Raw genomic sequence first — 24,397 nt, forward strand, 5'->3', positions numbered from 1 at the left:
GCCACTGTTCGACAGAATTTCATACGACACCCGCAAGGACGACGGCCGCAGAGACCCGAATTCCGGCTCCGTGCAGGACCGAGATCGACTCGGCAGCGGTCGCTCCTGTCGTCATGACGTCGTCGACGAAGACCACCGTTGCAGGCTGCCGTTCCGCAGCGGGCGGCGCCTCGGCGAACAGGCTCGCCAGACCACTGCCCTGTGCCGTCAACCGCACACGGCCACGGAGGTTGCCGCGCCGCTGCGCCGCGGACAGCCCGACCGAGTCACGTACGCCCCACCTCATCGACAGAGCGGAGCAGACGGCACTCGAACCCACCGCCGAGGTGGCGGTGCGCGCGACGGGGTCTCCCCCACGTCTGCGTGCGGCCCGGGTTCGCGACGGCGCGGGAATCAACACAAGCGGTGCTGCCGTGTCGAGCACACCCCAGGTACCCAGACGGCCCAGCGCAGCGGACAGCGCTGCTCCCAACGGCATCGCGAGGTCGCGTCGACCCCGCTCCTTCATCGCGATGATTGCGTTTCGTCTCGGTCCCCCGTAGCGACCGAGAGCCCACGCCTGCACCTCGGGGTCGACGCGGGGCGAGAGTTGGATCGGGTGATCGGACAACTCCGCCGCGCACGTCCGACACCATCGGAGACCGGAACTCCCGCATCCGCCGCATTCGGAAGGCAGAACAAGGTCCAGGAGAGCGTCCACTGGTGCAGTATGCGCACCGACCCCGACACCAACCGGTCAGCCGGGCAATATCGGAACGGCCTCTATCCCGGTGAGACCAGGCACCTCACGCCAGTACCGGTCACCATCCGGAGCGTTACTGCTCAGCTCGAACACGGCTCGCGAATCCGCCACGAACTCCGTGCTCGCCGATGCATCGACCGAGACCACGGGCGTCGTGAGGTTCCGACTGGGCAGCGCATCCATCCGGGAGCCGTCCACGGCGACCTGCACCACCGGGGTGTCGTTCGCCGCCCGGGCCACAACGATGGACTTTCCATCGCTCCAGTCCAGCGACAGCGCCGGGCTACCGAGCCCGAGCGCGACCGGGCGCGGGTTCGTCAAAGCGAATGTGCCGTCCGGCCCCTCCACCACGATCGCCGTGTAAACCTTGCCGTCGACGATCAGAGCCGCCCGCACGCCATCACGGGACAGCCGCATTTCGGTGATGTTGGTGCCGAGCGAGGTAACCTCGCCTGCCTCGACGTTGACCACGGACAGCCGGCCGTTGCCCGGGTCGCGAAGCACCCGCACCACCGTGTTGCCATTGACGACCGCCCAGACTGCGCTGCCGTCCGGTGCCCACGTCGGACGTGTGATCGCCCCGCCCTCGAGCGCGGGCGCCGCTGCCGCACCGTATGTACCGACCATGAGGGCATTGGCCGGTTCCGGTGGCGCTCGGCCGGTGTCCGATACCGCAGCCACCAGGTCACCGTTCGCAGACAACCCGACGGATCTCAGGCTGTCGACGGTACCGAAGAACCCGCCAACCGGCGTCACGTCGGAATCGACAACCTTCACCATCGAGCCGTCCCGCAGCGCGTGCAGGCCGACATCGGCACCAGGGGTGGCCGACGGATTCATCGACGCCACGTCAGCGGTGGTCCATCCGTTCGGGAAACGCTGCTCCAACGGCTCTCCGTCCGCCAGAATCACGTACGGGCCGGAGATATCCGAGTTGGCCAGAGTCCACACCACCTGAGCAGCGAACTCGTGCCTGGCCCGCTCGCTCAGGTCACCGAGGCCCTCGAAGTCGATCCGCACGCCACCGAGACCGACGCCGACCTGCCTCGTGCGCCCGTCGGCCTTCGTGATCGGACCACGCACGGACACCCCGTCGAGTGCGTTTCGGACCGCTGGAGCCAGGGCGGGGTTCGGGCCGTCGATCATCAAACCGATCAGCGTCGATACCATCTGAGCCTGTGCACCCGATACCCAACGCGGGTCGGGCACCACTGTCGACCCCGAAGGGTCGAGGAAGTACAACGATTTACGTTCGTACGAATTGAGAAACTGTGTTCGATCCATGATCACGCCCGCCGGCAACTGATCGATCCGCCACTCGCCGTCGACCTTGACCAGCCCGATCTCGGTTTCGAAACTGCCCTCTTCCGGTACGTAGAGCCCGCCGGGCTCGAGCCGTCCCACCTTGTTGGCCCGGATCGTGTAGGTTGCGCGTTCGTCGTTGCGCTGTTCTGGCAGTACGTCGATCTTGTCGACGATGGTCGTGCTCGCCGCGTCATCCCACTTACCGGACACACCGGGCGTGAGGTACTGCCTCGCCGCAAGATGTCCGTCGGCCGGGGCCGTGCTCGCTTCGAAGAAGTCGCGAAGCAACAGATTGGGCTCACGCCCGGGTGTGGGCGCCTCGACGTCGGGCACCCCCGAATCAACGGCAATCGTGCCGATCGCCTGTGGCGCGGACGAGTCGGGAAGACTCGCGCAGCCACCGACGAGAGTCAACGCCAGCAGCCCCACAGCAAGCCCCCGACGCCTCGTCCCCGATATTGCCGTCACTCTCGATGCTCCTGTGCTGCGCTGTCTGACGAATCCTCCATCGACGACGATACGTTCGCGCTTCCCGAGGATGCTGTCGCAGATTCGTGTGCTGCCTCTGACAGTTCATCAGGGGGCGCCGACGGCTCGGTGCCCGGCACCGACGGTCCGTTCACGGGCTCACCGTCCTGTTCGCCGCTCGTTGCCACCGGTGCTGCCGGTAGCGGCTGACCCTGCACATACCGGCCGGTGCCCGGTTTCAACGGCAACGGGCTGGACGCGACCTTGCGCCCGCGCACCCGCGGCAACGTCAACCGGAAGCAGGCGCCCTTCCCGACTTCGCCCCATGCCTCGAGACGCCCGTCGTGCAGTTGGGCGTCCTCCACGCTGATCGCCAGTCCCAGCCCCGTACCACCGGAACGGCGCACGCGCGACGGGTCCGAACGCCAGAACCGATTGAAGACGAGCTTCTCCTCGCCCGCTTGCAACCCGATCCCCTGATCTCGGACGATGAAGGCGAGTGCGTCGTCGTCCGCACGTAGGCGCAACAGCACCGGCTTTCCTTCACCGTGATCGATCGCATTGGCCAGTAGATTTCGCAGTATTCGTTCGACTCTGCGGGGGTCGACCTCGGCGACGACGGGTTCGTCCGGCAGATCGATGATCAGTTCTGTTGCCGTCTCGCGAGCCAGGTGACGCACCGTCGACACCGATGCGCGGGCGCACATCCGCACGTCGAGTTGCTCCGATGCGAGTTCGGCAACGCCTGCGTCGTGGCGGCTGATCTCGAGAAGATCCGCCAGAAGTCCTTCGAAGCGGTCCAGCTCCGCAACGAGCAGTTCCGACGATCGGCGCATGACCGGGTCCAGATCCTCGCTGCCGTCGTGAATGAGGTCGGCTGCCATCCGCACCGTTGTCAGCGGGGTACGGAGTTCGTGGCTCACATCGGAGGTGAAGCGTCGTTGCAGGTTGCCGAACTCTTCGAGTTGGGTGATCTGCTTCGACAGGCTTTCGGCCATCTCGTTGAACGACATCGCCAGTCTGGCCATGTCGTCTTCACCACGAACCGGCATCCGTTCTTTGAGACGACCGTCTGCGAACCGCACAGCAATGCGGGATGCGGACCGAATCGGTAGCACGACCTGCCGTGCGACCAGTAGTGAAACCGCCGCCAACAGGACTGCGAGCACACCGCCGCCGATCAACAACGTTCCGCGTACGAGGGTGAGGGTGGAGTCCTCACTGGCCAGCGGAAACACCAGATACAGCTCGAGGGACGCCAACGACGATCCGGTTGGCGACCCCACGATCAGCGCTGGGCCGGAATAGCCCTCTGGTTCGTCGACGGTCGCGAACTGATAGCTGATTTGACCTTGCCGCACGAAGTCGCGCAGGGATTCCGGAATCTGACCGGCTGGCCCCGACGAAGCCGGGGGACGTGGACCGTCGCCGCCGACGATCAGTACGGGCTCGAACGTTCCGGCCGCACCGGACGCCTCTCCCGAGTCGGAGCCCCGGTTGGTCAGAGCCGACGCCGCACCGTCCAACTGCGTCGACACCGAGGCGGCATCGTCAGCCCCTGCCAGTTGCGCTTCCACCGTGCTGCGGGCGCGATCCATTTCCTCGGTCGCAGCAGCGATCTTGCTTTCGAGCAGACGATCGGTGATCTGACTGGTCAGCACCACACCCAGCACCAGGATGACGATCATCGACAGGGACAGGGTGGATGCGACCACGCGCAGCTGCAAGGATCGGCGCCACGTGTGTGCGAGCGTGTTGCTCATCGACTGGCTCCACCGAACGATCGGTGTGAGCCGCCGATTCACACGACGGCGCCATCGTGAGACACCTGTCACGGCGGTCCGGCCTTGTAGCCGACCCCCCTGACCGTCAGAACCACGTCCGGATTCTCGGGATCAGTTTCGACTTTCGATCGAAGCCGCTGGACATGCACGTTCACGAGCCTGGTGTCGGCGGCATGCCGGTAGCCCCACACCTGTTCGAGCAAGACCTCGCGCGTGAACACCTGACGCGGTTTCCGCGCCAGCGCCACCAGCAAGTCGAATTCGAGCGGAGTCAGTGAAATCAGCTCGTCTCCGCGGCTCACCTTGTGTGCAGGAACGTCGATGACCAGGTCGGCGATGCTGAGAAGTTCCGCCGGTTCGTCCTCGGTCCGGCGCAGTCGAGCACGGACCCGAGCGACCAGTTCCTTCGGCTTGAACGGTTTCATGATGTAGTCGTCCGCACCCGACTCGAGACCGAGAACCACGTCGACGGTGTCGGTCTTCGCTGTGAGCATCACAATCGGCACACCGGAATCCGCACGCAGCACCCGGCACACGTCGATTCCGTTCATCCCGGGCAGCATGAGGTCGAGCAGCACCAGATCCGGGCGGGTCTCACGCACGGCAGCCAGCGCTTGGGTGCCGTCACCCACGACATACGGATCGAAACCCTCGCCGCGAAGAACGATCGTGAGCATCTCAGCGAGCGCCGTGTCGTCATCGACGACCAGAATCCTTGGTTTCATATCCCTATCGTTACATTCCGGAAGCGTTCAGCAGGGCGTTGGGCTCACGGCGCGCCGTGATCTCCGTACGAGAGTGCCAGCTTTTCGGCGATGGCGCTCGGATCGGTGTCCGGTCCCACCACCCACCAGGGCGAGATCCAGTTCGAATCGGCGAGTTCCCGGTACACCGCGCCGGTGCGCGCCTGCAGGCCGCCGTCCCTCTCGTATGCGTCCAGGGCGCGCGCAGAATCGGCGGCTTCACGCCCGCGCGCCCGCTCGCCTGCGATATCGACCGGGACATCCAGATAGATCTGCAGGTTCGGGCGCGGCAACGCGAGCCGTCCGAACTCCAACTCTGCGATCCAGTCCACGTAGTCGCCGTCCGCATCCTGATGCAGGCGTGCTGCGCCGTAGGCCGCGTTCGAGGCCACATAGCGATCGAGGATGACGGCGTCGTGCCTGGCCAGCAGTTCGTGCAGGTCGTCGGCCGCATCCTTGCGATCTGTTGCCCATACGGTCGCCATGCCGTACACCGACTCGGCGAGGTCCCCATGGTGCCCTTTCAGCGCCTCCGCACCCAGGTCGGCGTGCACCGAATTCCCGTACCGCGGAAACGCCATCGTGCCGACGGAAAGGCCGCGCTGTTCGAGGAGCGTCGTCACCTTGCCGACGAGGGTGCGTTTACCCGCACCGTCGAGGCCTTCCAGAGCCACCAGTGTTCCCGAGACAGATCCCACCAACGCAGCCTATCCTCCGGCCGAACGGCGCCGACCGGAGGAGGGACACGCGGGTATCAGTAGCGGTAGTGCTCGGGCTTGTACGGCCCTTCCACGTCGACACCGATGTATTCGGCCTGATCCTTCGTGAGCTTGGTGATGCTGCCACCCAGAGCCTCGACGTGGATCTTCGCGACCTTCTCGTCGAGGTGCTTCGGGAGTCGGTACACCTCGTTGTCGTACTCGTTCGGCTTGGTCCACAGCTCGATCTGCGCGATGACCTGGTTCGAGAAGCTGTTGCTCATCACGAACGACGGATGTCCGGTGGCGTTGCCCAGGTTGAGCAGACGCCCTTCGGACAACACGATGATCGAGTGCCCGTCGGCGAAGGTGAACTCGTCGACCTGTGGCTTGATGTTGACGCGCGTGACATCGTCGGCTCGTTCGAGGCCGGCCATGTCGATCTCGTTGTCGAAGTGGCCGATGTTGCCCAGGATCGCCTGGTGCTTCATCTGCTTCATGTGCTCGAACGTGATGATGTCCTTGTTGCCGGTGGAGGTGATCACGATGTCGGCCCAGCCGATGGCCTGCTCGACGGTCTTGACCTCGTATCCGTCCATGAGCGCCTGCAACGCGTTGATCGGGTCGACCTCGGTGACCGCGACGCGCGCACCCTGTCCGCGCAGCGCCTCCGCGCAACCCTTACCGACGTCGCCGTAGCCGCAGACGAGGGCAGCCTTGCCGCCGATCAGAACGTCCGTACCGCGGTTGATGCCGTCCAGCAGTGAATGGCGGGTGCCGTACTTGTTGTCGAACTTGCTCTTGGTGACCGAGTCGTTGACGTTGATCGCCGGGAACGTCAGCTCACCGGCAGCCGCAACCTGGTAGAGGCGCAGGACGCCGGTCGTGGTCTCCTCGGTCACGCCCTTCACCGACTCGGCGATGCGGGTCCACTTCGTCGAGTCGGCCTCGAGCGAAGCACGCAACAGGGCGAGGAACACCTTGTACTCGTCGGAGTCCTGATCGTCGTCCGTCGGCGGAACCACACCGGCCTTCTCGAACTGCGCGCCCTTGAGCACCAGCATGGTGGCGTCACCGCCGTCGTCGAGAATCATGTTGGCGGGCTTGTCGGCGTCCGGCCAGGTGAGCATCTGCTCGGCTGCCCACCAGTACTCCTCGAGTGTCTCGCCCTTCCATGCGAACACCGGAATACCCTGGGGCTCCTCCGGAGTGCCGTGCGGACCGACCACGACGGCAGCCGCAGCGTGGTCCTGGGTGGAGAAGATGTTGCACGACGCCCAGCGGACCTCGGCGCCCAGCGCGGAGAGCGTCTCGATCAGGACCGCAGTCTGGATGGTCATGTGCAGGGAGCCCGAGATACGGGCACCCTTCAGGGGCAGTACCTCTGCGTATTCGTGGCGCAACGCCATGAGGCCCGGCATCTCGTGCTCGGCCAACCGGATTTCCTTACGGCCGAACTCGGCGAGCGAGAGATCCGCGACCGTGAAGTCGATCCCGTTGAGATGGGTCACCGTCGGTGCGGTGGAGTCTGAGGTCGTCATCTGCCTCTCCTGGTTGGCTGCTGCTGTTCGCCCAAGGTTATCGGTAGTCGGCGCCGTTCACGCACCTCACCTAGTCCGCCGAGGTCGCCGCCGCGGCACCGGAGGCATCGGAATCGTCCGGTCCCGTCGAATCATCTTCGCCGACACCAGCACTCCGCTTGCCGAGAACGGAGTTGTGCCGACTGTAGAAGAAGTAGACGAACATGCCGATCACCATCCAACCGACGAAGCGAAGCCAGGTCTCGACCGACAAGTTGAGCATCAGCCACAGACACGCGACCACGGCAAGAATCGGAATCCACGGCACGAACGGCACCCGGAACCCACGTTCGAGATCGGGGCGCTTCTTGCGTAGCACCACGACACCGATCGATACGAGCACGAAAGCGAAGAGCGTCCCGATGTTGACCATCTCTGCCAAAGTGAACATCGGGAAGAGACCGGAGAGCGCCGCGACGACGACACCGACGACGAGTGTGATGCGTACGGGAGTGCCATGACGGCCGGTGGTGGACAGGCCGCGCGGCACCAGACCGTCGCGTGACATCGCGAACAGCACACGTGTCTGGCCGAGCAACAGGACCATCACAACCGTTGTGAGTCCCATCAGCGCACCGAACGAGATGACGTTGCTCGCCCAGTCCAGCCCGTGGATCCCGAATGCCGTCGCAAGCGTCGCGCCCTCACCGGACAGCTCGCGGTAGTCGACCATCCCGCTCAGAACGACCGTCACGGCCACGTACAGCACGGTGACGATGACCAGCGACCCGAGAATGCCACGCGGCAGCGCCTTCTGCGGCTCCTTCGTCTCCTCCGCGGTGGTAGCCACCACGTCGAATCCGAGGAACGCGAAAAAGACCAGGCTCGCAGCTGCGAGGAGTCCGTACCAGCCGAATGTGCTGCCGCCGGCGCCGGTCAGCATGGAGAGGAGCGACTGGTGAATGCCGGACCCGGTGTCGCTGCTCTCGGAGGGCGGAATGTACGGCGAGTAATTGTCGGTGTCGATATAGAACGCGCCGACCGCCACCACGAGCAGCACCACCGCCACCTTGATCGTGGTGATCACCAGTGACACCCGCGACGACAGCTTCGTTCCCGTCACCAGCAAGCCGGTGATGAGCGCGACGATCGCAACAGCACCCCAGTCGAACTGGACCGAGCCGATCATCACCGTCGGCGACACCACATCTGCGAGGACGTCGGCAAGGTACAGCGACCACCCCTTGGCCACCACCGACGCGGCCAGTGTGAACTCGAGAACGAGGTCCCAACCGATTATCCACGCCACGAACTCACCGAATGTCGCGTACGAGTACGTGTATGCACTGCCGGCGACGGGCACCGTCGAGGCGAACTCGGCGTAGCACAGGGCCGCGAGACCACATGCCACTGCCGCGATCACGAAGGCGAGAGAAACGGACGGCCCCGCGACGTTTCCGGCAGTTTGTGCCGTCAGTGTGAAGATTCCGGCACCGATGACGACTGCGACACCGAACACCATCAGGTCCCAGGACGTCAGATCTTTCCGGAGCTTCTTACCCGGTTCGTCTGTGTCGGCGATCGACTGCTCGATCGACTTGGTGCGAAACAACCCGGATGCGCGCTTGTCCGAATCGACCACAGTTGTCTCCTTCGTCCGTCGCCGCCGTCAGCCTAGGGGTTCACCGGCCTGAGCAAGTCCGGTTCCAGGTAGATGATGCGCGCCGACGGCACCGCTTCGCGCACTCGAGCTTCTGCGCCGTCGATCGCCGCGGCGATCTCCGTGATGTCGGACCCGCGGGCAATGCCCAACTTCGCCGCCACCAGCATTTCCTCCGGCCCGATGTACTGAGTCTTGATGTGGATGATGCACTCGATATCGGAGCCGTCGACGAGGGCAGCACGGATACGACGTTCTTCGTCCGGGGTCGCTCCTTCACCGATCAGCAAGCTCTTCATTTCGATGATGAGGATGATCGCGATGACGCCCAGGAGTGCACCGATGCAGAGGGTCCCGATGCCATCCCACACGGGATCGCCGGTGAGCATGGACAATCCGACGCCACCGAGGGCGAGGAAGAGTCCGACCAGGGCGCCGAAGTCTTCGAGAAGCACCACGGGAAGTTCCGGGCTGCGGGACGTCCGAACGAACGACCACCAACTCTTGGCGCCCTTCATCGGTCGTGATTCCTTCATCGCCGTGTAGAAGCTGAACGTTTCCAACCCGATGGCCACCAGCAAGATGACCACAGCCACTATCGGGGACGACAGATCCTCGGGATGCTGAATCTTGTGGATACCCTCGTAGATCGCGAACATCGAGCCGAGGGTGAACAGTACGAGTGCGACGACGAAGGAGTAGAAATACCGATTGCGCCCGTACCCGAACGGATGCAGGTCGGTTGCCTCACGCTCGGCCCGCTTCTGTCCGAGTAGCAGCAGACCCTGGTTCGACGTGTCGGCCACCGAGTGCACGGACTCGGCGAGCATCGACGACGATCCCGTGATGAGATACCCGGTGAACTTGGCGACTGCAATACCCGCATTCGCGCCGAGCGCCGCGAGAATCGCCTTCTTACCCCCATGTGCCGACACCGGCAACTCCTTCCGTGGAGCCTCGCGCCCGCATCGAATATGACGTGGGGCGGATCACAGGCTACGCGACGGGCGTACCCACCGTTGCGCAGAACACCTGTGTGTCCGGATCACGCGCCTCGACCGTCACGGCAGCGTCGGCTGCGGAGAGCCAGGCGGCAGCACCCTGATCGAGGTACAGCTCCCCTTCCCCGCTGGTGAGGCGTGCATGTCCACCGGTGCACAGCAGAATCCGAGGTCCGCCGGATTCCAGCGTGTGCGTGCACATACCCGGAGTGTCCGACGACAACTCGAGTCGGGAGAGGGTGAATTCGGGTGCCGGTGTCGCATAGCCGAACTCGACCGCGTTACCGAACCGGTCGGCCTCGAGCACCGGCAGATCCAGCGTTTCGAAATCGAGCACCTTCAACAGTTCGGGCACGTCCACGTGCTTGGGAGTCAGACCGCCACGCAGCACGTTGTCGGAGTTTGCCATGATCTCGACGGCTGTGCCGTGCAGGTATGCGTGCAGATTCCCGGCATCGAGATACAGCCCCTGGCCGGGCTCTAGTGTGATGCGGTTCAGCAACAACGATGCGAGCACTCCGGCATCGCCGGGATATGCCTCCCCGAGTTCCAACGCGGTGCGGATCTCCGACACGAACTCGGAGTCGCCACCACTTGCCAGATAACGCACGCAACCTTCCAGAACCGCCGGCATCAGTGAAGCCAGCACAGGCGGGGGCAACGTGATCCAGGTCGTGAACAGCGCCCGCAGGCCATCCGAATCCGGCTGCCCGGCAAGCAGACCCGCATACGATTCGAGCTCGGGTACATCGATCGCGCTCAGCAGCTTCACCGTACGTCGCGGATCACGGAAACCTGCCAGTGCGTCGAACGTACTGAGAGCGACGACGAGTTCCGGTTTGTGACTGTTGTCCCGGTAGTTGCGTACGGAAGAATCGAGCGGGATCTCCGCCGCGTTCTCCTTCTCGAACCCTTCCCGCGCCTGTTCCGCACTCGGATGTGCTTGCAGTGACAGCGGCTCCTCCGCTGCCAGCAGCTTCAGCAGAAAGGGGAGTCGCGCACCGAACGAATCCACCGAATCCGCTCCGAGCTGGCCGACGGGGTCGGCGTCGACCACATCGAGCAACGATTGCGTTCCGTCGCCCGTGACGACGCGAGCCGGGTCGCCTGGATGGGCACCCAACCACAATTCGGCTTCCGGATGCGGTGCGGGCACCGGCAGTCCGCGCAGTTCGGCGATAGCGGTGCGCGAACCCCAGGCGTACGAGCGCAGCGCACCTTCGAGTAGGTGCACTAGCGCCCGCCCGTCAATCGGAGGTATGCAGCCGCCATGTCGAGGCGCGTAGCGAGCACTGCCGCCTGCTCGAACTCGCATGGCGCAGCCTCACCCACCTCGTCCGGGTCGGTCACGACGAGCACACCGTCCGGAAGCCCGGTCAGTCGCCGCTCGGTGGCGTGCCGAGAGGTGCGCGAGGCGAGGGCGAAGAATCTGACCGGTTCGTCACCGGTCGGACCGTCGAGATCCGGATCGTGAAAGATGGGATCGCTGTGCGGCGAGTCGACCACCGGCGACGCCAACGCGGCACCTGCCTGCAGCGCATCGGCGAGTTCGGCGGCCGCTGCGACCCGGCCGGAGTACAGCAACGCCTCGGCCCCCGCACGAGCAAGTTCGACGGCGGGTTCGGTGTCCCCGACGAGAACGATTCGGCGACCGTGCATGCGGGCGGCCAGCGACTTCGCCGGGTTGTGAAAAACCTCGTTGACCGGGCTGTCGCGCAGTGCTTCCGCATCAACTGCATCCGCCAGCTCGGGCAGATTCGCAAGAGCAGTGTTCGGCTTAGATTCGAGTGTCGTCACGACGGCGAGGTACACCGCACAGAAACGCGACAGCCCATGGTGCAGTGCCGTCGGAATTCGCGGCGGCAGCACCATCGCCCGACCGGCAGACGCCCCGCGCACGGGCCCCTCGTCCGGGGCGGCAACCACGACTTCGGCTCCGCGCCGCAGCGCGCCGTCGACGGCGTCTGCGAGCCGAGGGTCACCAGCGTCGTCGCCGGCGACAACCACGACGTCCAGAGATCCGACCCACCGTGGAGTGTGCGATGCGTGCACAAGGGGAAAGCCGATATGAGGGCCCAGTAGAGCGGTGACCAGTGACGCAGCCCGCCCAGCTCGTCCGGCCCCGGTGACCAGCACGACGCTGCGTGGGCGCAGGCCACTCAACCGGTCGAGGACTCCCTCCTGCACGGCAAAGTGAGTGGCCCGAATCTGGGCACCGCCCGTCGCCGCCGACCGCAGCATCCCGTCGACGTCAGCACCCACCAGTGCGTCACCGTCGTCGAGGTCCAACAGGGGCATCGGCGCTGTCATGGCACCGCACCCCCTTTCCTCGTCACTTGCGCTTACTTCAACTATGGCAGTCAGGCCCGCACGATGCCCAGTATCTCAGCCACCAATGCCTCGACGTCCGAGGTGGTCGGTGCCTCCACGTTCAACCGAAGCAGCGGTTCGGTATTGGAGGCCCGCAGATTGAACCAGCTGTTGCCGTTCAGGTCCACCGTCACACCGTCGAGTCGGTCCACCGAGTTGGTCCGGTCGGCGAACGCCGCCACCACGGCCTCGGTGCGTTCGGATGCGTCGGCGACGGTCGAGTTGATCTCTCCCGAGGCCGCGTACCTCTCGTACTTCGCCATCAGCTCGGACAGCGGTCGGTCCTGCTCGCCGAGAGCGGCAAGAACGTGCAATGCAGCGAGCATTCCCGAGTCCGCACCCCAGAAGTCGCGGAAGTAGTAGTGCGCCGAGTGCTCGCCCCCGAAGACCGCGCCGGTTTGTGCCATCTGCGCCTTGATGAACGAGTGTCCCACCCGGGTCCGCACCGGCGTGCCCCCGAGTTCGGTGACCAACTCCGGCACCGCACGCGAGGTGATCAGATTGTGAATGATCGTCGCGCGCGGCTCCTTGGTCAGCTCGCGCTCTGCGACCAACGCCGTCACAGCAGATGGTGACACCGGCAGACCGCGCTCGTCGACGACGAAGCATCGGTCCGCGTCACCGTCGAAGGCGAGCCCGATGTCGGCGCCCGTGTCCTGGACGTGGCGCTGCAGATCCACCAGGTTCGCCGGGTCGAGGGGGTTGGCCTCGTGGTTCGGAAACGTTCCGTCGAGTTCGAAGAACAGGTCCTTCACCGTCAGCGGAAGCGGTCCGAAGACCGCGGGAACGGTGTGCCCGCCCATCCCGTTGCCGGCATCGACTGCCACGGTGAGTGGACGCAGTTCCGACAGGTCGACGAGGCCACGAACGAACGATGCGTAGTCTTCGAGCACATTCCGCTCGGTGACGGATCCGGGGGCACCGTCGAACCCCGGTACGCCGGCCACCAGTTCGGAAGAGAGGGTGGCGAGTCCGGTGTCCTGACCGACCGGCTTGGCTCCGGCACGGCACAGCTTGATGCCGTTGTACCGCGCCGGATTGTGGCTCGCGGTGAACATTGCGCCCGGGCAGTCGAGAAGACCGGAAGCGAAGTACAACTGGTCCGTCGAGGCCAGGCCGACGTGAACCACGTCGAGGCCCTGCGCAGTGACTCCTTCAGCGAATGCCTGCGACAGTTCCGGGGACGAATCTCGCATGTCGTGCCCGATGACGACACGGTCGACACCGTCGTCGTCTCCGCGGGCGAGCCGTGCGAACGCACCGCCCACCTCCCGCACGAGGTCGGCGTCGATTTGTTCACCGACAACTCCCCGCACGTCATATGCCTTGATCACGGCGTCAACGGACTCGGCTGATCGCGCCACTTCTGATTTCTCCTTCACACCAGTGCTGGCGCAAGCGTAATGCCTCGTGCGGCCGGGCCGTCAGTTGGCAGGATCGGGCAGCACCCGCAGATGGCCACGACGGCCGGTGCGTATGTTCGCGGACTGGACCGACGCCGACACACCCTCGTCGGCAGGTTCGTCCTGCTCACCGCTGCCGCGGTCCCCCAGGCCGGCCTCCCGCACTGCTTCCGCGAGTGCCGTCAGATCGTCCTCGTCCGGGGTACTCGACGAGAAGCCACCTTCGTACCGAACCAGCTCCCAGCCCTTGGGTGCCGTAATGCGCGACGCATGCGTCTCGCACAGATCCCACGAATGCGGCTCGTCCACCGTAGCGAGCGGCCCGACGACGGCCGTGGAGTCCGAGTAGACATACGTGAGCGTCGCGACAGCCGAGTTCTTGCACCCGGGGCGGCAGCATCGACGCAGAGATCTCACAGTTGGGAACCCTAGTCCTCTCCTCGTCGCAGACCTACTCGGACACACCGGGCAAATCCGAATGCGATCCGTGATCACCGGCGCGCGACGACCGGTGCCGTAATGTCCCGTGCATGGCCCGACCCGGACGCAGACGACCGACCAGCAGTCGATCCGTGGATCGGCGGGGTCGTGGGCTTCGCAGTTCCGTCTTTCCCCCCGATGTGCCTGCACGTCGCACACGCGCGGAAATGTTCGATCTCGTGGTGCTCGACGCCTTCGTCCCCATCGACGCCATGTGGCACAACCGTCTGACCAAGCTGGACATCGCAGTCGACGAGGTACCGAAGATTCGCGCACTGGACCCGGACTCGGTCAACTGGCCGGACGAAGTGGTTGCCGACGGCCCCGTTCCGTTGTCCAGACTCATTCCGGCGGGCATCGACCGGCACGGCGCCGCGACGCGTGCTCGTGTCGTGCTGTTCCGGCGCCCCCTCGAACGGCGAGCAGAGGATCCGGACGAACTCGCGGAACTCGTCCACGACGTTCTGGTGCACCAGGTGAGCACCTACCTGGGCGTCGCCCCCGATGTCATCGACCCCACCCTGCCGGACGAAGACGACGACTGACGAAACCTGTCAGACGATGCCGCGCTTGAGGCGACGGCGCTCACGCTCGGAAAGACCACCCCAGATTCCGAACCGCTCGTCGTTGGCCAATGCGGACTCGAGGCACTCGTCCTTGACTTCGCATCCGAGGCAGATTCGTTTGGCTTCTCTCGTGGAGCCACCTTTTTCGGGGAAGAAGGCCTCGGGGTCGGTTTGCGCGCACAGGGCACGTTCCTGCCACTGATCCTCGATCGTGTCGAACATTTCGTCGAATCCGGGAACCAGACTCAACGTGGGCCGATCGACCGGCTCGTGTGCGGGTGCGCCCTCGGCTGCGCCCACTTCGGAATTGGTCTGCGATTCTCCGCTCATTGCGCTGTTGCGAGCTACGAACTCGACATGCTCACTGGGCATCGTTTCGCCTCCTAACCTTCGATTGCGCAGACATTCTTCTTGTTCGGTCCGCCGAGCTCGTGCGAACTCGGTAACCATGCCGCAACTCGATCTCGTACCGAACCCGCATTCACGGCGTTCGAACGCTCGTTCGAATCGATAGGTGCTGCAAGCGATTCCACCTCGCAACAACCGAATGACATAGCTGTGATTACACACGTCCAGCGTGTCGCGGTCAAGCGAACGGGTAAATCTCCATTACTATTTCGCGCCGCCCTTCGGTACTCGAGCGCAGCCTCCTCCACACGTCGCGGCAAATGGTTTGCGGCGAAGTTGCGCACCCTCCCCGAACGACGTAGTTCTCCGATACGAATAGGCTCGGGGCCGTGAACGTGACTGTATTGGTTGGCGGCGTCGGCGGGGCGCGATTCCTACAAGGCGTGCAGAGCTTCCTGAGCAGGTTCCCTGGCAAAGGAGGTGAGGACGACGCGCATCGGATCACTGCGGTGGTCAATGTCGGCGACGACGTCTGGATGCACGGGCTGAGAATCTGCCCCGACCTCGACACGTGCATGTACACCCTGGGCGGCGGAATCGACACCGAGCGCGGCTGGGGTCATGTCGGCGAAACATGGAACGCCAAGGAAGAACTGGCCGCATACGGCGCGAAGCCGGACTGGTTCGGCCTCGGCGATCGAGACATCGCGACGCACCTCATCCGTAGCCAGATGCTGCGTACCGGATACCCTCTCTCGGCCGTGACCGAGGCGCTGTGCAACCGCTGGCAGCCCGGCGTGGCGCTCCTTCCGGTCACCGACGACCGCAGCGAAACACACGTCGTCATCACCGATCCCGAGGACGGCGAGCAGAAAGCCGTCCACTTCCAGGAATGGTGGGTGCGGCACCGCGCTCAGGTGGACACCCACAGTTTCGCGCACATAGGTGCAGAGCAAGCGAAGCCGGCTCCCGGCGTGCTCGAGGCGCTCGAATCCGCCGACATCGTGCTGATTGCGCCGTCCAACCCCGTCGTCAGCGTCGGCGCCATTCTCGCGGTGCCGGGCATCCGCGGCGCCCTGCGCACCACGGCAGCCACGGTGATCGGACTTTCTCCGGTCGTCGGCGGAAAACCGCTGCGCGGCATGGCAGACGAGTGCCTGAACACCATCGGCGTCGAGACGTCCGCAGAAGCCGTCGGCCGCTATTACGGCGCACGTTCGGACACCGGCCTACTCGACGGCTGGTTGGTCCACGACACCGACACCGCAGACGTCCCGGGTGTGGACGTTCGCAGCATTCCGCTGATCATGACCGACCCGGAAACCACCGCAAACATGGTGCAGGTCGCGTTCGACATGGCTGGACTGGCCCTGTGACACACGATCCGACCGACGACCTCGCGGGAGTCGATCACGCACCGGGCGGCTGCATCGAACTGCGACCCGTCGCCGGGCTCCCCGAGTTCCGGCCGGGTGACGACCTGGCGGCAGCCGTGGCGGCAGCCGCACCCTGGCTGGCGAACGACGACATCGTGATCGTCACGAGCAAAGTGGTCTCGAAGGTCGAGGGCCGCATCGTCGTGTCCCCCACCGACCCCGACGAGCGCGATGCAGCGCGCAGACGGCTGGTCGATCAGGAGGCGGTTCGCGTGCTTGCACGCAAAGGCCGGACCCTCATCACCGAGAATCGTCTCGGCATCGTCCAGGCTGCGTCCGGTATCGACGGTTCCAACGTGGACGGCGGCGAATTGGCCCTCCTCCCCACGGATCCCGATGCGAGCGCACGCGCCCTGCGCGAGCGCATCCGGGACCTGTTGGGCGTGACGGTAGGTGTCGTGATCACCGACACGATGGGCCGCGCCTGGCGCACCGGTCAGATCGACGCTGCTATCGGATCGTCCGGACTGCCGGTCCTGCACGCCTACGCCGGTGCCGTCGACGGGCAGGGCAACGAGTTGTTCGTCACCGAGGTCGCGATAGCGGACGAGATCGCAGCGGCCGGAGACCTGGTGAAGGGCAAACTGGGCGGTGTCCCCGTGGCCGTTCTGCGAGGCCTGTCGCCGCACGACGACGGCTCCACTGCGCGCACTCTCGTTCGCGAGGGCGCCGAAGACCTGTTCTGGCTCGGGACCGAGGAGTCGTTCGCGCGGGGTCGTTCAGAGGCACTGCTGCTGCGCCGCTCGATTCGCCGATTCTCGGACCAGCCCGTCGACCCGGACATCGTGCGCGGCGCCGTCGACGAGGCGCTCACGGCGCCTGCACCGCACCACACCAGACCGGTTCGCTTCGTGTGGTTGCGTACGGACGACGTACGTAACCGTCTTCTGACCGCGATGCGCGAACAGTGGCGCTCCGACCTGACCGGCGACGGCGCGCCCGCCGACTCGGTCGACCGGCGGGTGGCGAAAGGGAACATCCTCTTCGATGCCCCCGAAGTCCTGATTCCGTTCTGCGTACCGGACGGTGCGCATTCGTATCCGGACGCGCGCCGAACCGCAGCCGAATCGACGATGTTCACCGTCGCCGTGGGTGCCGCGGTGCAGGGCCTCCTGGTCTCGCTGGCGACCAAGGGGCTCGGGAGTTGCTGGATCGGGTCGACCATCTTCGCCGCGGACCTCGTCCGCAGCGTCCTCGACCTGCCCGAAGACTGGGAGCCGTTGGGCGCCATCGCCGTCGGACACCCGACCGAGCCGCTGACCCTGCGTGAACCCGTAGGAGCCGGCGACGCCCTGGTAGAACTGTGAACGCGGTCGAACGGTGAACGCGGCCGGACAATGAACACAGGAGAGCGATGAGCGCCCGGACTCTGCACGATTCGGCTGTCCTACAGCTCGACAATTGGCGTCCGTCCGACCCCGCAGACGAATCGCTGCGGCACACCATGCTGGCGTTTCTCGATTCGGCACCCGAAGGATGCCTACGCGAACACGCTCCAGGTCATATCACCGCGTCCTCGATCGTCCTCGACGAGGCCGGTGAACACGTGCTGCTGACACTGCATCCCAAGGTCGGCCGGTGGATACAGCTGGGTGGTCACTGCGAGGAATCCGACGACACCGTGGTCGATGCGGCTTTGCGTGAGGCTCGCGAGGAGTCGGGTATTCACGACCTGGCCATCGATCCGAACCTCTTGTCTGCGCATACGCATCCGATCACGTGTTCCCTCGGGCGCCCGACCCGTCACCTCGACCTACGGTTCGTGGTGCGGGCCACGAACGGCGCGCGCATCCTGCGCAGCGACGAGTCCATCGACCTGCAATGGTTCCCCGTCGGCGACCTTCCTGCCGGGGCGGAGAAGGATACGATCGACAATCTCGTTCAGCGGGCCGAGCAGCGTCAACGAACCCGCTCGAGCTGAGGTCGCTTCGCGCTCACACCGTCGCCGGACGATGTGCCGCGCACCCGCCTACCGATCCACGGCAGCAGAAAGTCCTTGGTCCACAGCAGATCCGAGCGAAGTTGTGCGGGCTTGTCCGGTTCCGGTGCGGGTCCGAGATCGAGGCGGACGGCGTCGTGGTCGATTCCGAGGACATCGAGCACACGCGCCGCCATGTTCTGGTGACCGGCGCTGGACATGTGCAACCGGTCCCAGTCCCACATCCGCATGTCCTGATACTCGGCGAACCGCCAGAAGTCGACCACGGTGGCACCGTAGCGCTCGGCGACTTCACGCACGAGTTCGTTGTAGATGGCAGCTCGCCCCCGCAGCATCCCGAACACGGGCGCCCAGCCGGCGTCGTAGGCAGTGAACACCAACACTCTTGCGCCGGAAGCGGCCAGCCTCGCGATGCCGGACTCGTAGTACCCGACGATCGCATCCAGGTCGATGCCTGGACGCATGAGATCGTTCCCGCCCGCATAAATCGTCACCAGGTCCGGTCGCAACGCCACCGCAGCGTCGACCTGCTCGTCGACGATCGGTACCAGTAGCCGCCCGCGCACAGCCAGATTCGAATAGGTGAACTCGGGATTGTTCACCGAAAGCTGTTCCGCAACACGGTCGGCCCAACCGCGGAGCCCGTTCGGGTAGCGCTCGTCCGGGTCGCCTACGCCTTCGGTGAAGGAGTCGCCCACGGCCACATACCGCTGATAATCGTGAGTACTCATCAGACGTCCGTACTGAAGCGGACACCACCGTCCGGCAACACCACACCCGGCCACACTCGCGCGCCGCGCAGCAGTTCGCAACGGGCGCCCACGTCGGCGCCGTCACCGATCACCGCATCACGGACCAGCGCCCGGGGCCCGATCCTGGCACCGAACCCGATGATGGTTCGTTCCACCGTCGCACCGGCTTCCACCACCGCTCCGTCGAACACGACCGCACCGTCCAGCCGTGCCCCGGCACCGACTTCGGCTCCGCGACCGACCACTGTTCCGCCGATCAGCACGGCCCCCGGCGCCACACCGGCACCGGGGTGGACGAGCGACTCACCGCGCGGGCCTTCGAGCGCCGGCGAGGGCGCAATGCCACGAACGAGGTCGGCCGAGCCGCGAACGAAGTCCTCCGGCGTTCCCATGTCGCGCCAGTACGAACTGTCCACATGGCCGAACACACGCGCGCCCTCGGCCAACAACGCCGGGAACACTTCGCGTTCCACCGATACCGCACGCCCCTCCGGGATCTGCTCGATCACCGAACGCTTGAACACGTAGCAACCGGCATTGATCTGATCCGTCGGCGGATCCTGTGTCTTCTCCAGGAACGCGGTGACGCGACCGTCCTCGGAGGTGGGGACGCAGCCGAATGCGCGCGGATCCCCCACTCGCACCAGGTGCAAGGTGACGTCGGCGTCGGTGGTGACGTGCGTGTCGAGGATGCCGGACAGGTCCGTGCCGCCCAGAACGTCACCGTTGAACACCATGACGTTCTCGCCACGCAGTTTCGGGAGCACGTTGCGGATGCCGCCGCCGGTGCCGAGTGGATCGGTCTCGGTCACATACTCGATCTCGAGGCCCAGTTTCGACCCGTCGCCGAAGTGTTCCTCGAACACCTCGGCCTTGAACGAGGTTCCCAGCACGACGTGCTCGATGCCGGCATCCGCGATGCGGGCCAGCAGGTGTGTGAGAAACGGAAGCCCCGCTGTGGGCAGCATCGGCTTGGGTGCCGACAACGTCAACGGACGCAACCGTGTGCCCTTGCCACCTACCAGTACGACCGCGTCGGTGTTCTTCTCAATTGCCATGTGTGGTCACACCCTCGTTCTCTTCCCTACGTCGTTCGCGCACTGCAGCGGCGACCGCGATCCGCGACCGCGCAGCCAACCCGCCCCGCAACCCCCAGCGAATCGGTGCCTGCCACCAGTGCGGGTGCCGATCCGCCTGGAACCGGTAGGCACTCTGGTGATGGGCCGGCAACATCAGTTCCGGATGCCGACCGGCCGCGTGCCCCTTCGCGTGGGTCACCTCTGCGGTCGGGACGAACACGTTGAGCCAGCCGGCCTTGCCGAGTCGATCCCCCAGGTCCACATCCTCCATGTACATGAAGTACCGGGAGTCGAACCCGTTGATCGCATCGAATGCTGCGCGGCGCATCAACAAGCAGGAGCCGGACAACCAGCCCACCGAACGTTCGCTGACCGCTTCGTTCTCCTGGCGGTAGCGCTGAGTCCACGGATTGGACGGCCATACCGAACCCAACACCGCGTGTCCGGCACCGGACACCAGGTCGGGCACCTGACGCGCCGACGGATAGACGCTGCCGTCCGGCTCGCGAACGAGCGGGCCGAGTGCCCCCGCACGGGGCCAGCGCTGCGCCGCGGCCAGCAGGTCGTCGATCGACCGGGGGCTCCAGCGCACGTCCGGATTGGCCACGACGACGAACTCGATGTCCTCGTCGATCTCGGCCACCGCGCGGTTGATCGCGCCGCCATAGCCGATGTTGCCACCGGTATGCAGCAACCTCGCACGGTCGTGGGCCGCGGCGGCGGCTTCGGGTGCGCCATCGGTCGAACCGTTGTCCGCCATGATCACCAGCGGCTTTTCTGTCGTCGCCACGCTGAGGGTCTCCAGAAAATGCTCCAGATGCTCGCCAGGCGAGTAGGTCACCGTCACCACGGCCAGCTTCGAACTCACGCGGGCAAGCGTAGCCGTTCTCCGCGACAGCACCTCACCGTGTCAGGAAAGAGCAGTGCGGAGAGCATCACGCCAGTGCGGCAGGGGACGCAACTTCGCCGCTGCCCAGGCGCGCCCGGACAGCACGGAATAGGCCGGTCGCGGCGCCGGCCGCACGAACTCGGCGCTGGTACAGCCCAGAACCCGGTTCGGGTCGGCGCCCACTTCCTCGAACACGGCCCGGGCCAGGTCGAACCAACTCGCTTCGCCGGCGTTGGTTGCGTGGAGGACGGTCTCGCCGCCGGCACCGGATTCGGCCAACTGGACGAGCCCGTCGGCCAGATCACCGGCGAACGTGGGCGAACCCACTTGGTCTGTGACGACATTCACAGTCTCGCGCTCGGACTCGAGCCGTCGCATCGTTGCGACGAAATCGGAACCGGTGCCGGTGTACACCCAGGCCGTGCGCACGATCCGAGCTGTCGGCATGACGTGACGGACGGCCCGTTCACCCGCAAGTTTGGTACGACCGTACACAGTGCGGGGATCGGTAGGGGCGTCCGTTTCGTACGGAGTGTCCGCTTCTCCGGAGAAGACGTAGTCGGTGGAGACATGAATCAGGTCGGCGCCTACCGCCACGCACGCGCGCGCCAGATTCTCCGGGCCTGTCGCATTGACCACGCGAGCCTGTTCCTCGTCGGCTTCGGCGGCATCGACTGCCGTGTACGCGGCACAGTTGATCACCATCGATCCCGGCTCGACCTGCTCGTTCACCGCCTGCGCATCGGTGATGTCGAGGTCGTCGGACCCTGCTGCTCGCACGTCGAAACCCCGGGCAGCGGCACGCGCGACGACCTTGCTCCCCAGTTGGCCGTTGGCGCCGGTCACCAAAATCTGCGTCACGAACAACAGTCTGGCACGCCCTTTGCGCCTCCCGAACCCACAGACCCCGACCAGTAACCTTGTTTTCGTGCCACACGACTCGCGAACCACCGACGCGCATTCGGCGCCCCCGCGGCGTACGGGTCGCATCGCCCTCGCTGTTCTGTCCGTACTGGCGTTGGTCATCACCGGATTTGCGTGGCAGAGCATCGACTCGTTGCGCAACAACCTCGCAACGGCCGGCGGGCTGGGGCTGGGCGGTGGTGAAGACGGCGCTGTCGACATTCTGATGGTGGGCACCGACAGCCGGACCGATGCGCACGGCAATCCGTTGTCGGAGCAGGAATTGGCGATGCTTCGCGCGGGCGAGGAAGTCGCATCGAACACCGACACGATCGTCCTGATCCGTGTTCCGAACGACGGCAGTTCGGCCACGGCGATCTCCATCCCCCGGGACTCGTACGTGAAGGTGCCCGGTCTCGGCATGTCGAAGATCAATGCCGCGTATGGCGCGACGAAGGAGACCACACGACTCGAGGCCGTCGAGAACGGTGCCACACCCGAGGAAGCCGAGAAGAAGTCGACCGAGGCAGGGCGCGAGGCCCTCATCGAGTCGGTGGCCGATCTCACCGGAATCACGGTGGATCACTACGCCGAAGTGGGGCTGCTCGGATTCGTGCTCCTCACCAACGCGGTGGGAGGTGTCGACGTCTGCCTCAACGACGACGTGTACGAACCGCTGTCCGGGGCCGATTTCGAGGCCGGCGAACAGACCCTGCAGGGCGCCGACGCACTGAGCTTCGTCCGTCAACGACACGCGCTTCCACGCGGCGACCTCGACCGAATCGTGCGGCAGCAAGTATTCATGGCCTCGCTGGTCAACAAGGTCCTCAGCGCGGAGACACTCAGTAATCCGTCGAAGCTGAGCGAGCTCTCCTCGGCGGTGGAGCGCTCGGTGGTCCTCGACGAAGGGTGGGACATCGTCGATTTCGCGCAGAAACTGAAGGATCTCGCCGGCGGTGCGGTCAAGTTCCAAACGATTCCCGTTGCCGACATCAACGGCATGACCGACTACGGCGAATCGATCGTGCGGGTCGAGCCGGACGAAGTGAAGAAGTACATCGCCAGGCTGGTCGGCGAAGAACCCGAATCCGTGGAGACGACGACCACAGAGGCACCGAACATCGAGCCGTCGACGGTGACCGTGAACGTGTCGAACGCCGGCAGTGTCGGAGGCCTCGCCGGCGACGTGGCCGACGTGTTGAGCTCCGCCGGTTACGGCCAAGGCGAGGTCGCGAACTACCAAGGCGAAGCGCTGTCCGAATCGACCGTGTTCGCACACTCGGAAAACGACGAGGGCGCTGCCGCAGTCGCAGCGAAACTGGGCGACATTGCGATCGAATCGGATACGTCGCTTCCCGAGGGAACCGTGCACGTTGTCCTCTCGAACGACTACAGCGGACCTACGAGCGCCGAAAACTCGAGCTCCGCATCGGCCGAATCCTCGTCAGGAACGGGAAACGCGTCCACCTCCCCCACACCTGCGCCGCCGGGACGACCGATCGATGCAGGCACCGAAGGACCGCGCTGCGTCAACTGATGTGGGCGCGCACCAGAGAAACGGAATTGTCTTGTCCATGAACCACGCCAACCGCACCTTGACCGACGCGCTGCTGGATCCGATCCTCGCGGCCGACCCTGCCGGCCCTCGCGTGACCTATTACGACGACAACTCCGGTGAACGGGTGGAACTGTCAGCGATCACCCTCGCCAATTGGGCGGCCAAGACCGCCAACATGGTTCGGGACGAATTTGCGATCGAGCCGGGAGCCCGGGTTTCGGTGCTGCTGCCCGCGCACTGGCAGACCGCCGCCGTCCTCCTCGGAGTCTGGTGGGCCGGAGCCGAAGTACTGCTCACTGCGGACCCGGACGCGGACCTCGCGATGGTCACTGCCGACCACCTCGACGACGTCGACGATATCGCCGAAATCGCCGTCTTGTCCCTGGATGCCTTCGGCCGCCCGGTTCCCGACCTGCCCGTGGGGATCACCGACTACGCAACATCAGTGCGGGTGCACGGCGACCAGTTCATCCCCTCCGTCGCAGGGCCTGCGCTGGCAGGCCGCAACGTCGACGACCTTCTGGCCGCGGCCGGGGAATCCGCGGCGCGGCAGAACATCAGCGGCACAGACCGCGTTCTGTCGTCTACTCCGTGGACCACGGCCGAGGAACTCGTCGACGGTCTCCTCTCCGTCCTCGCGGCAGGTGCTTCGCTCGTACAGGTGGCCAACCCGGACGACGAAAAGACCGAGCGCCGAATGGAATCCGAGAAAGTCACGGCGCGGCTCCGCCGCCCGTGAGTGGTTAGCGAGTC

Annotated in this window: 23 protein-coding genes; 6 read left to right on the forward strand and 17 right to left on the reverse strand. The window is 65.3% G+C overall.

Translation table 11 applies throughout. From position 1 onward, the window contains the following. Window positions 1-19 precede the first annotated feature (19 nt). From ACZI8Q_RS15435 to ACZI8Q_RS15490, 12 genes are all read right to left on the reverse strand, one after another. Window positions 20-700 (reverse strand): ComF family protein, encoded by a 681-nt coding sequence (locus tag ACZI8Q_RS15435; RefSeq protein ID WP_463374429.1) that lies wholly within the window; start codon window positions 698-700, stop codon window positions 20-22. 36 nt (window positions 701-736) lie between these two features. Next, a complete protein-coding gene (gene lpqB, locus ACZI8Q_RS15440; protein WP_463374498.1) occupies window positions 737-2,506 on the reverse strand; it encodes an MtrAB system accessory lipoprotein LpqB in 1,770 nt (589 codons plus the stop codon). Between the two features lie 5 nt (window positions 2,507-2,511). Continuing rightward, a complete protein-coding gene (gene mtrB, locus ACZI8Q_RS15445) occupies window positions 2,512-4,350 on the reverse strand; it encodes an MtrAB system histidine kinase MtrB (RefSeq protein ID WP_463374430.1) in 1,839 nt (612 codons plus the stop codon). Then, entirely contained in the window at window positions 4,347-5,024 is a 678-nt protein-coding gene (gene mtrA / locus ACZI8Q_RS15450; protein WP_463374431.1) for an MtrAB system response regulator MtrA, read from the reverse strand. The genes mtrB and mtrA overlap by 4 nt, the downstream gene beginning before the upstream one ends. Before the next feature lie 44 nt (window positions 5,025-5,068). Then, a complete protein-coding gene (locus ACZI8Q_RS15455) occupies window positions 5,069-5,740 on the reverse strand; it encodes a dTMP kinase (RefSeq protein ID WP_463374432.1) in 672 nt (223 codons plus the stop codon). Between the two features lie 56 nt (window positions 5,741-5,796). Next, window positions 5,797-7,281: an adenosylhomocysteinase gene (gene ahcY, locus ACZI8Q_RS15460; protein WP_463374433.1), complete on the reverse strand. Its 1,485-nt coding sequence runs from the start codon at window positions 7,279-7,281 to the stop codon at window positions 5,797-5,799. 70 nt (window positions 7,282-7,351) lie between these two features. Beyond that, on the reverse strand, window positions 7,352-8,902 hold the full coding sequence (locus ACZI8Q_RS15465; protein WP_463374434.1) for an amino acid permease: 1,551 nt from the start codon (window positions 8,900-8,902) through the stop codon (window positions 7,352-7,354). A gap of 32 nt (window positions 8,903-8,934) precedes the next feature. Then, window positions 8,935-9,855, reverse strand: a complete 921-nt coding sequence (locus ACZI8Q_RS15470; protein ID WP_463374435.1) for a cation diffusion facilitator family transporter — start codon at window positions 9,853-9,855, stop codon at window positions 8,935-8,937. A 61-nt stretch (window positions 9,856-9,916) separates the two neighbouring features. Further along, the gene (gene manA / locus ACZI8Q_RS15475) at window positions 9,917-11,155 is read right to left on the reverse strand and encodes a mannose-6-phosphate isomerase, class I (protein WP_463374436.1); all 1,239 of its coding nucleotides are present in this window, start codon (window positions 11,153-11,155) and stop codon (window positions 9,917-9,919) included. Continuing rightward, window positions 11,155-12,231, reverse strand: a complete 1,077-nt coding sequence (locus ACZI8Q_RS15480) for a tobH protein (RefSeq protein ID WP_463374437.1) — start codon at window positions 12,229-12,231, stop codon at window positions 11,155-11,157. The genes manA and ACZI8Q_RS15480 overlap by 1 nt, the downstream gene beginning before the upstream one ends. A gap of 50 nt (window positions 12,232-12,281) precedes the next feature. Further along, a complete protein-coding gene (locus tag ACZI8Q_RS15485; RefSeq protein ID WP_463374438.1) occupies window positions 12,282-13,655 on the reverse strand; it encodes a phosphomannomutase/phosphoglucomutase in 1,374 nt (457 codons plus the stop codon). Between the two features lie 60 nt (window positions 13,656-13,715). After that, window positions 13,716-14,111, reverse strand: coding sequence for a DUF3499 domain-containing protein (locus tag ACZI8Q_RS15490; RefSeq protein ID WP_463374439.1), 396 nt, complete (start codon window positions 14,109-14,111; stop codon window positions 13,716-13,718). Window positions 14,112-14,224: 113 nt separating this feature from the next. Between ACZI8Q_RS15490 and ACZI8Q_RS15495 the strand changes: the two genes are divergently transcribed. Further along, complete coding sequence (locus ACZI8Q_RS15495) at window positions 14,225-14,719, forward strand: metallopeptidase family protein (RefSeq protein WP_463374440.1); 495 nt, start codon at window positions 14,225-14,227, stop codon at window positions 14,717-14,719. Window positions 14,720-14,728: 9 nt separating this feature from the next. Here ACZI8Q_RS15495 and ACZI8Q_RS15500 read toward each other — a convergent pair whose 3' ends face one another. Further along, the gene (locus tag ACZI8Q_RS15500; RefSeq protein WP_463374499.1) at window positions 14,729-14,962 is read right to left on the reverse strand and encodes a WhiB family transcriptional regulator; all 234 of its coding nucleotides are present in this window, start codon (window positions 14,960-14,962) and stop codon (window positions 14,729-14,731) included. A 515-nt stretch (window positions 14,963-15,477) separates the two neighbouring features. On the opposite strand from ACZI8Q_RS15500, the gene cofD reads away from it, so the two are divergent. The 3 genes from cofD to ACZI8Q_RS15515 are packed head-to-tail and all read left to right on the forward strand — an operon-like array spanning window position 15,478 to window position 18,445. Further along, window positions 15,478-16,464 carry a 2-phospho-L-lactate transferase gene (gene cofD, locus ACZI8Q_RS15505; protein ID WP_463374441.1) on the forward strand — a complete coding sequence of 329 codons (987 nt, stop codon included), beginning with the start codon at window positions 15,478-15,480 and terminating at the stop codon, window positions 16,462-16,464. Beyond that, window positions 16,461-17,831: a coenzyme F420-0:L-glutamate ligase gene (locus tag ACZI8Q_RS15510; protein ID WP_463374442.1), complete on the forward strand. Its 1,371-nt coding sequence runs from the start codon at window positions 16,461-16,463 to the stop codon at window positions 17,829-17,831. The genes cofD and ACZI8Q_RS15510 overlap by 4 nt, the downstream gene beginning before the upstream one ends. Window positions 17,832-17,878: 47 nt before the next feature. Continuing rightward, window positions 17,879-18,445, forward strand: a complete 567-nt coding sequence (locus ACZI8Q_RS15515) for an NUDIX hydrolase (RefSeq protein ID WP_463374443.1) — start codon at window positions 17,879-17,881, stop codon at window positions 18,443-18,445. On the opposite strand, the gene ACZI8Q_RS15520 is transcribed toward ACZI8Q_RS15515, so the two are convergent. From ACZI8Q_RS15520 to rfbD, 4 genes are read right to left on the reverse strand one after another with little or no spacing between them, the layout of a single operon-like run. Next, entirely contained in the window at window positions 18,424-19,194 is a 771-nt protein-coding gene (locus ACZI8Q_RS15520; RefSeq protein ID WP_463374444.1) for an SGNH/GDSL hydrolase family protein, read from the reverse strand. The two genes, ACZI8Q_RS15515 and ACZI8Q_RS15520, sit on opposite strands and share 22 nt — an antisense overlap. Continuing rightward, the gene (gene manB / locus ACZI8Q_RS15525; RefSeq protein WP_463374445.1) at window positions 19,194-20,273 is read right to left on the reverse strand and encodes a mannose-1-phosphate guanylyltransferase; all 1,080 of its coding nucleotides are present in this window, start codon (window positions 20,271-20,273) and stop codon (window positions 19,194-19,196) included. Before manB ends, ACZI8Q_RS15520 begins: the two co-directional genes overlap by 1 nt. After that, window positions 20,263-21,162 carry a glycosyltransferase family 2 protein gene (locus ACZI8Q_RS15530; protein ID WP_463374446.1) on the reverse strand — a complete coding sequence of 300 codons (900 nt, stop codon included), beginning with the start codon at window positions 21,160-21,162 and terminating at the stop codon, window positions 20,263-20,265. Before ACZI8Q_RS15530 ends, manB begins: the two co-directional genes overlap by 11 nt. A 42-nt stretch (window positions 21,163-21,204) precedes the next feature. Continuing rightward, complete coding sequence (rfbD, locus tag ACZI8Q_RS15535; RefSeq protein ID WP_463374447.1) at window positions 21,205-22,044, reverse strand: dTDP-4-dehydrorhamnose reductase; 840 nt, start codon at window positions 22,042-22,044, stop codon at window positions 21,205-21,207. Window positions 22,045-22,111: 67 nt separating this feature from the next. Here rfbD and ACZI8Q_RS15540 point away from each other — a divergent pair, with 67 nt between their 5' ends. Further along, window positions 22,112-23,623, forward strand: coding sequence for an LCP family protein (locus ACZI8Q_RS15540; RefSeq protein WP_463374448.1), 1,512 nt, complete (start codon window positions 22,112-22,114; stop codon window positions 23,621-23,623). Window positions 23,624-23,660: 37 nt separating this feature from the next. Continuing rightward, the gene (locus ACZI8Q_RS15545; RefSeq protein WP_463374449.1) at window positions 23,661-24,383 is read left to right on the forward strand and encodes a TIGR03089 family protein; all 723 of its coding nucleotides are present in this window, start codon (window positions 23,661-23,663) and stop codon (window positions 24,381-24,383) included. The last annotated feature ends 14 nt before the right edge of the window (window positions 24,384-24,397 follow it).

The sequence above is a fragment of the Rhodococcus quanlei genome, from assembly GCF_055231015.1.

Excerpts from the sequence above, each read along its gene's own strand:
- ahcY (WP_463374433.1), bottom strand. The coding sequence starts at position 7,281 with ATGACGACCTCAGACTCCACCGCACCGACGGTGACCCATCTCAACGGG.
- manB (WP_463374445.1), bottom strand. The coding sequence starts at position 20,273 with ATGGCAATTGAGAAGAACACCGACGCGGTCGTACTGGTAGGTGGCAAG.
- ACZI8Q_RS15545 (WP_463374449.1), top strand. The coding sequence starts at position 23,661 with ATGAACCACGCCAACCGCACCTTGACCGACGCGCTGCTGGATCCGATC.
- ACZI8Q_RS15500 (WP_463374499.1), bottom strand. The coding sequence starts at position 14,962 with ATGTTCGACACGATCGAGGATCAGTGGCAGGAACGTGCCCTGTGCGCG.
- ACZI8Q_RS15495 (WP_463374440.1), top strand. The coding sequence starts at position 14,225 with ATGGCCCGACCCGGACGCAGACGACCGACCAGCAGTCGATCCGTGGAT.
- ACZI8Q_RS15480 (WP_463374437.1), bottom strand. The coding sequence starts at position 12,231 with ATGACAGCGCCGATGCCCCTGTTGGACCTCGACGACGGTGACGCACTG.
- ACZI8Q_RS15515 (WP_463374443.1), top strand. The coding sequence starts at position 17,879 with ATGAGCGCCCGGACTCTGCACGATTCGGCTGTCCTACAGCTCGACAAT.
- mtrA (WP_463374431.1), bottom strand. The coding sequence starts at position 5,024 with ATGAAACCAAGGATTCTGGTCGTCGATGACGACACGGCGCTCGCTGAG.
- ACZI8Q_RS15520 (WP_463374444.1), bottom strand. The coding sequence starts at position 19,194 with ATGAGTACTCACGATTATCAGCGGTATGTGGCCGTGGGCGACTCCTTC.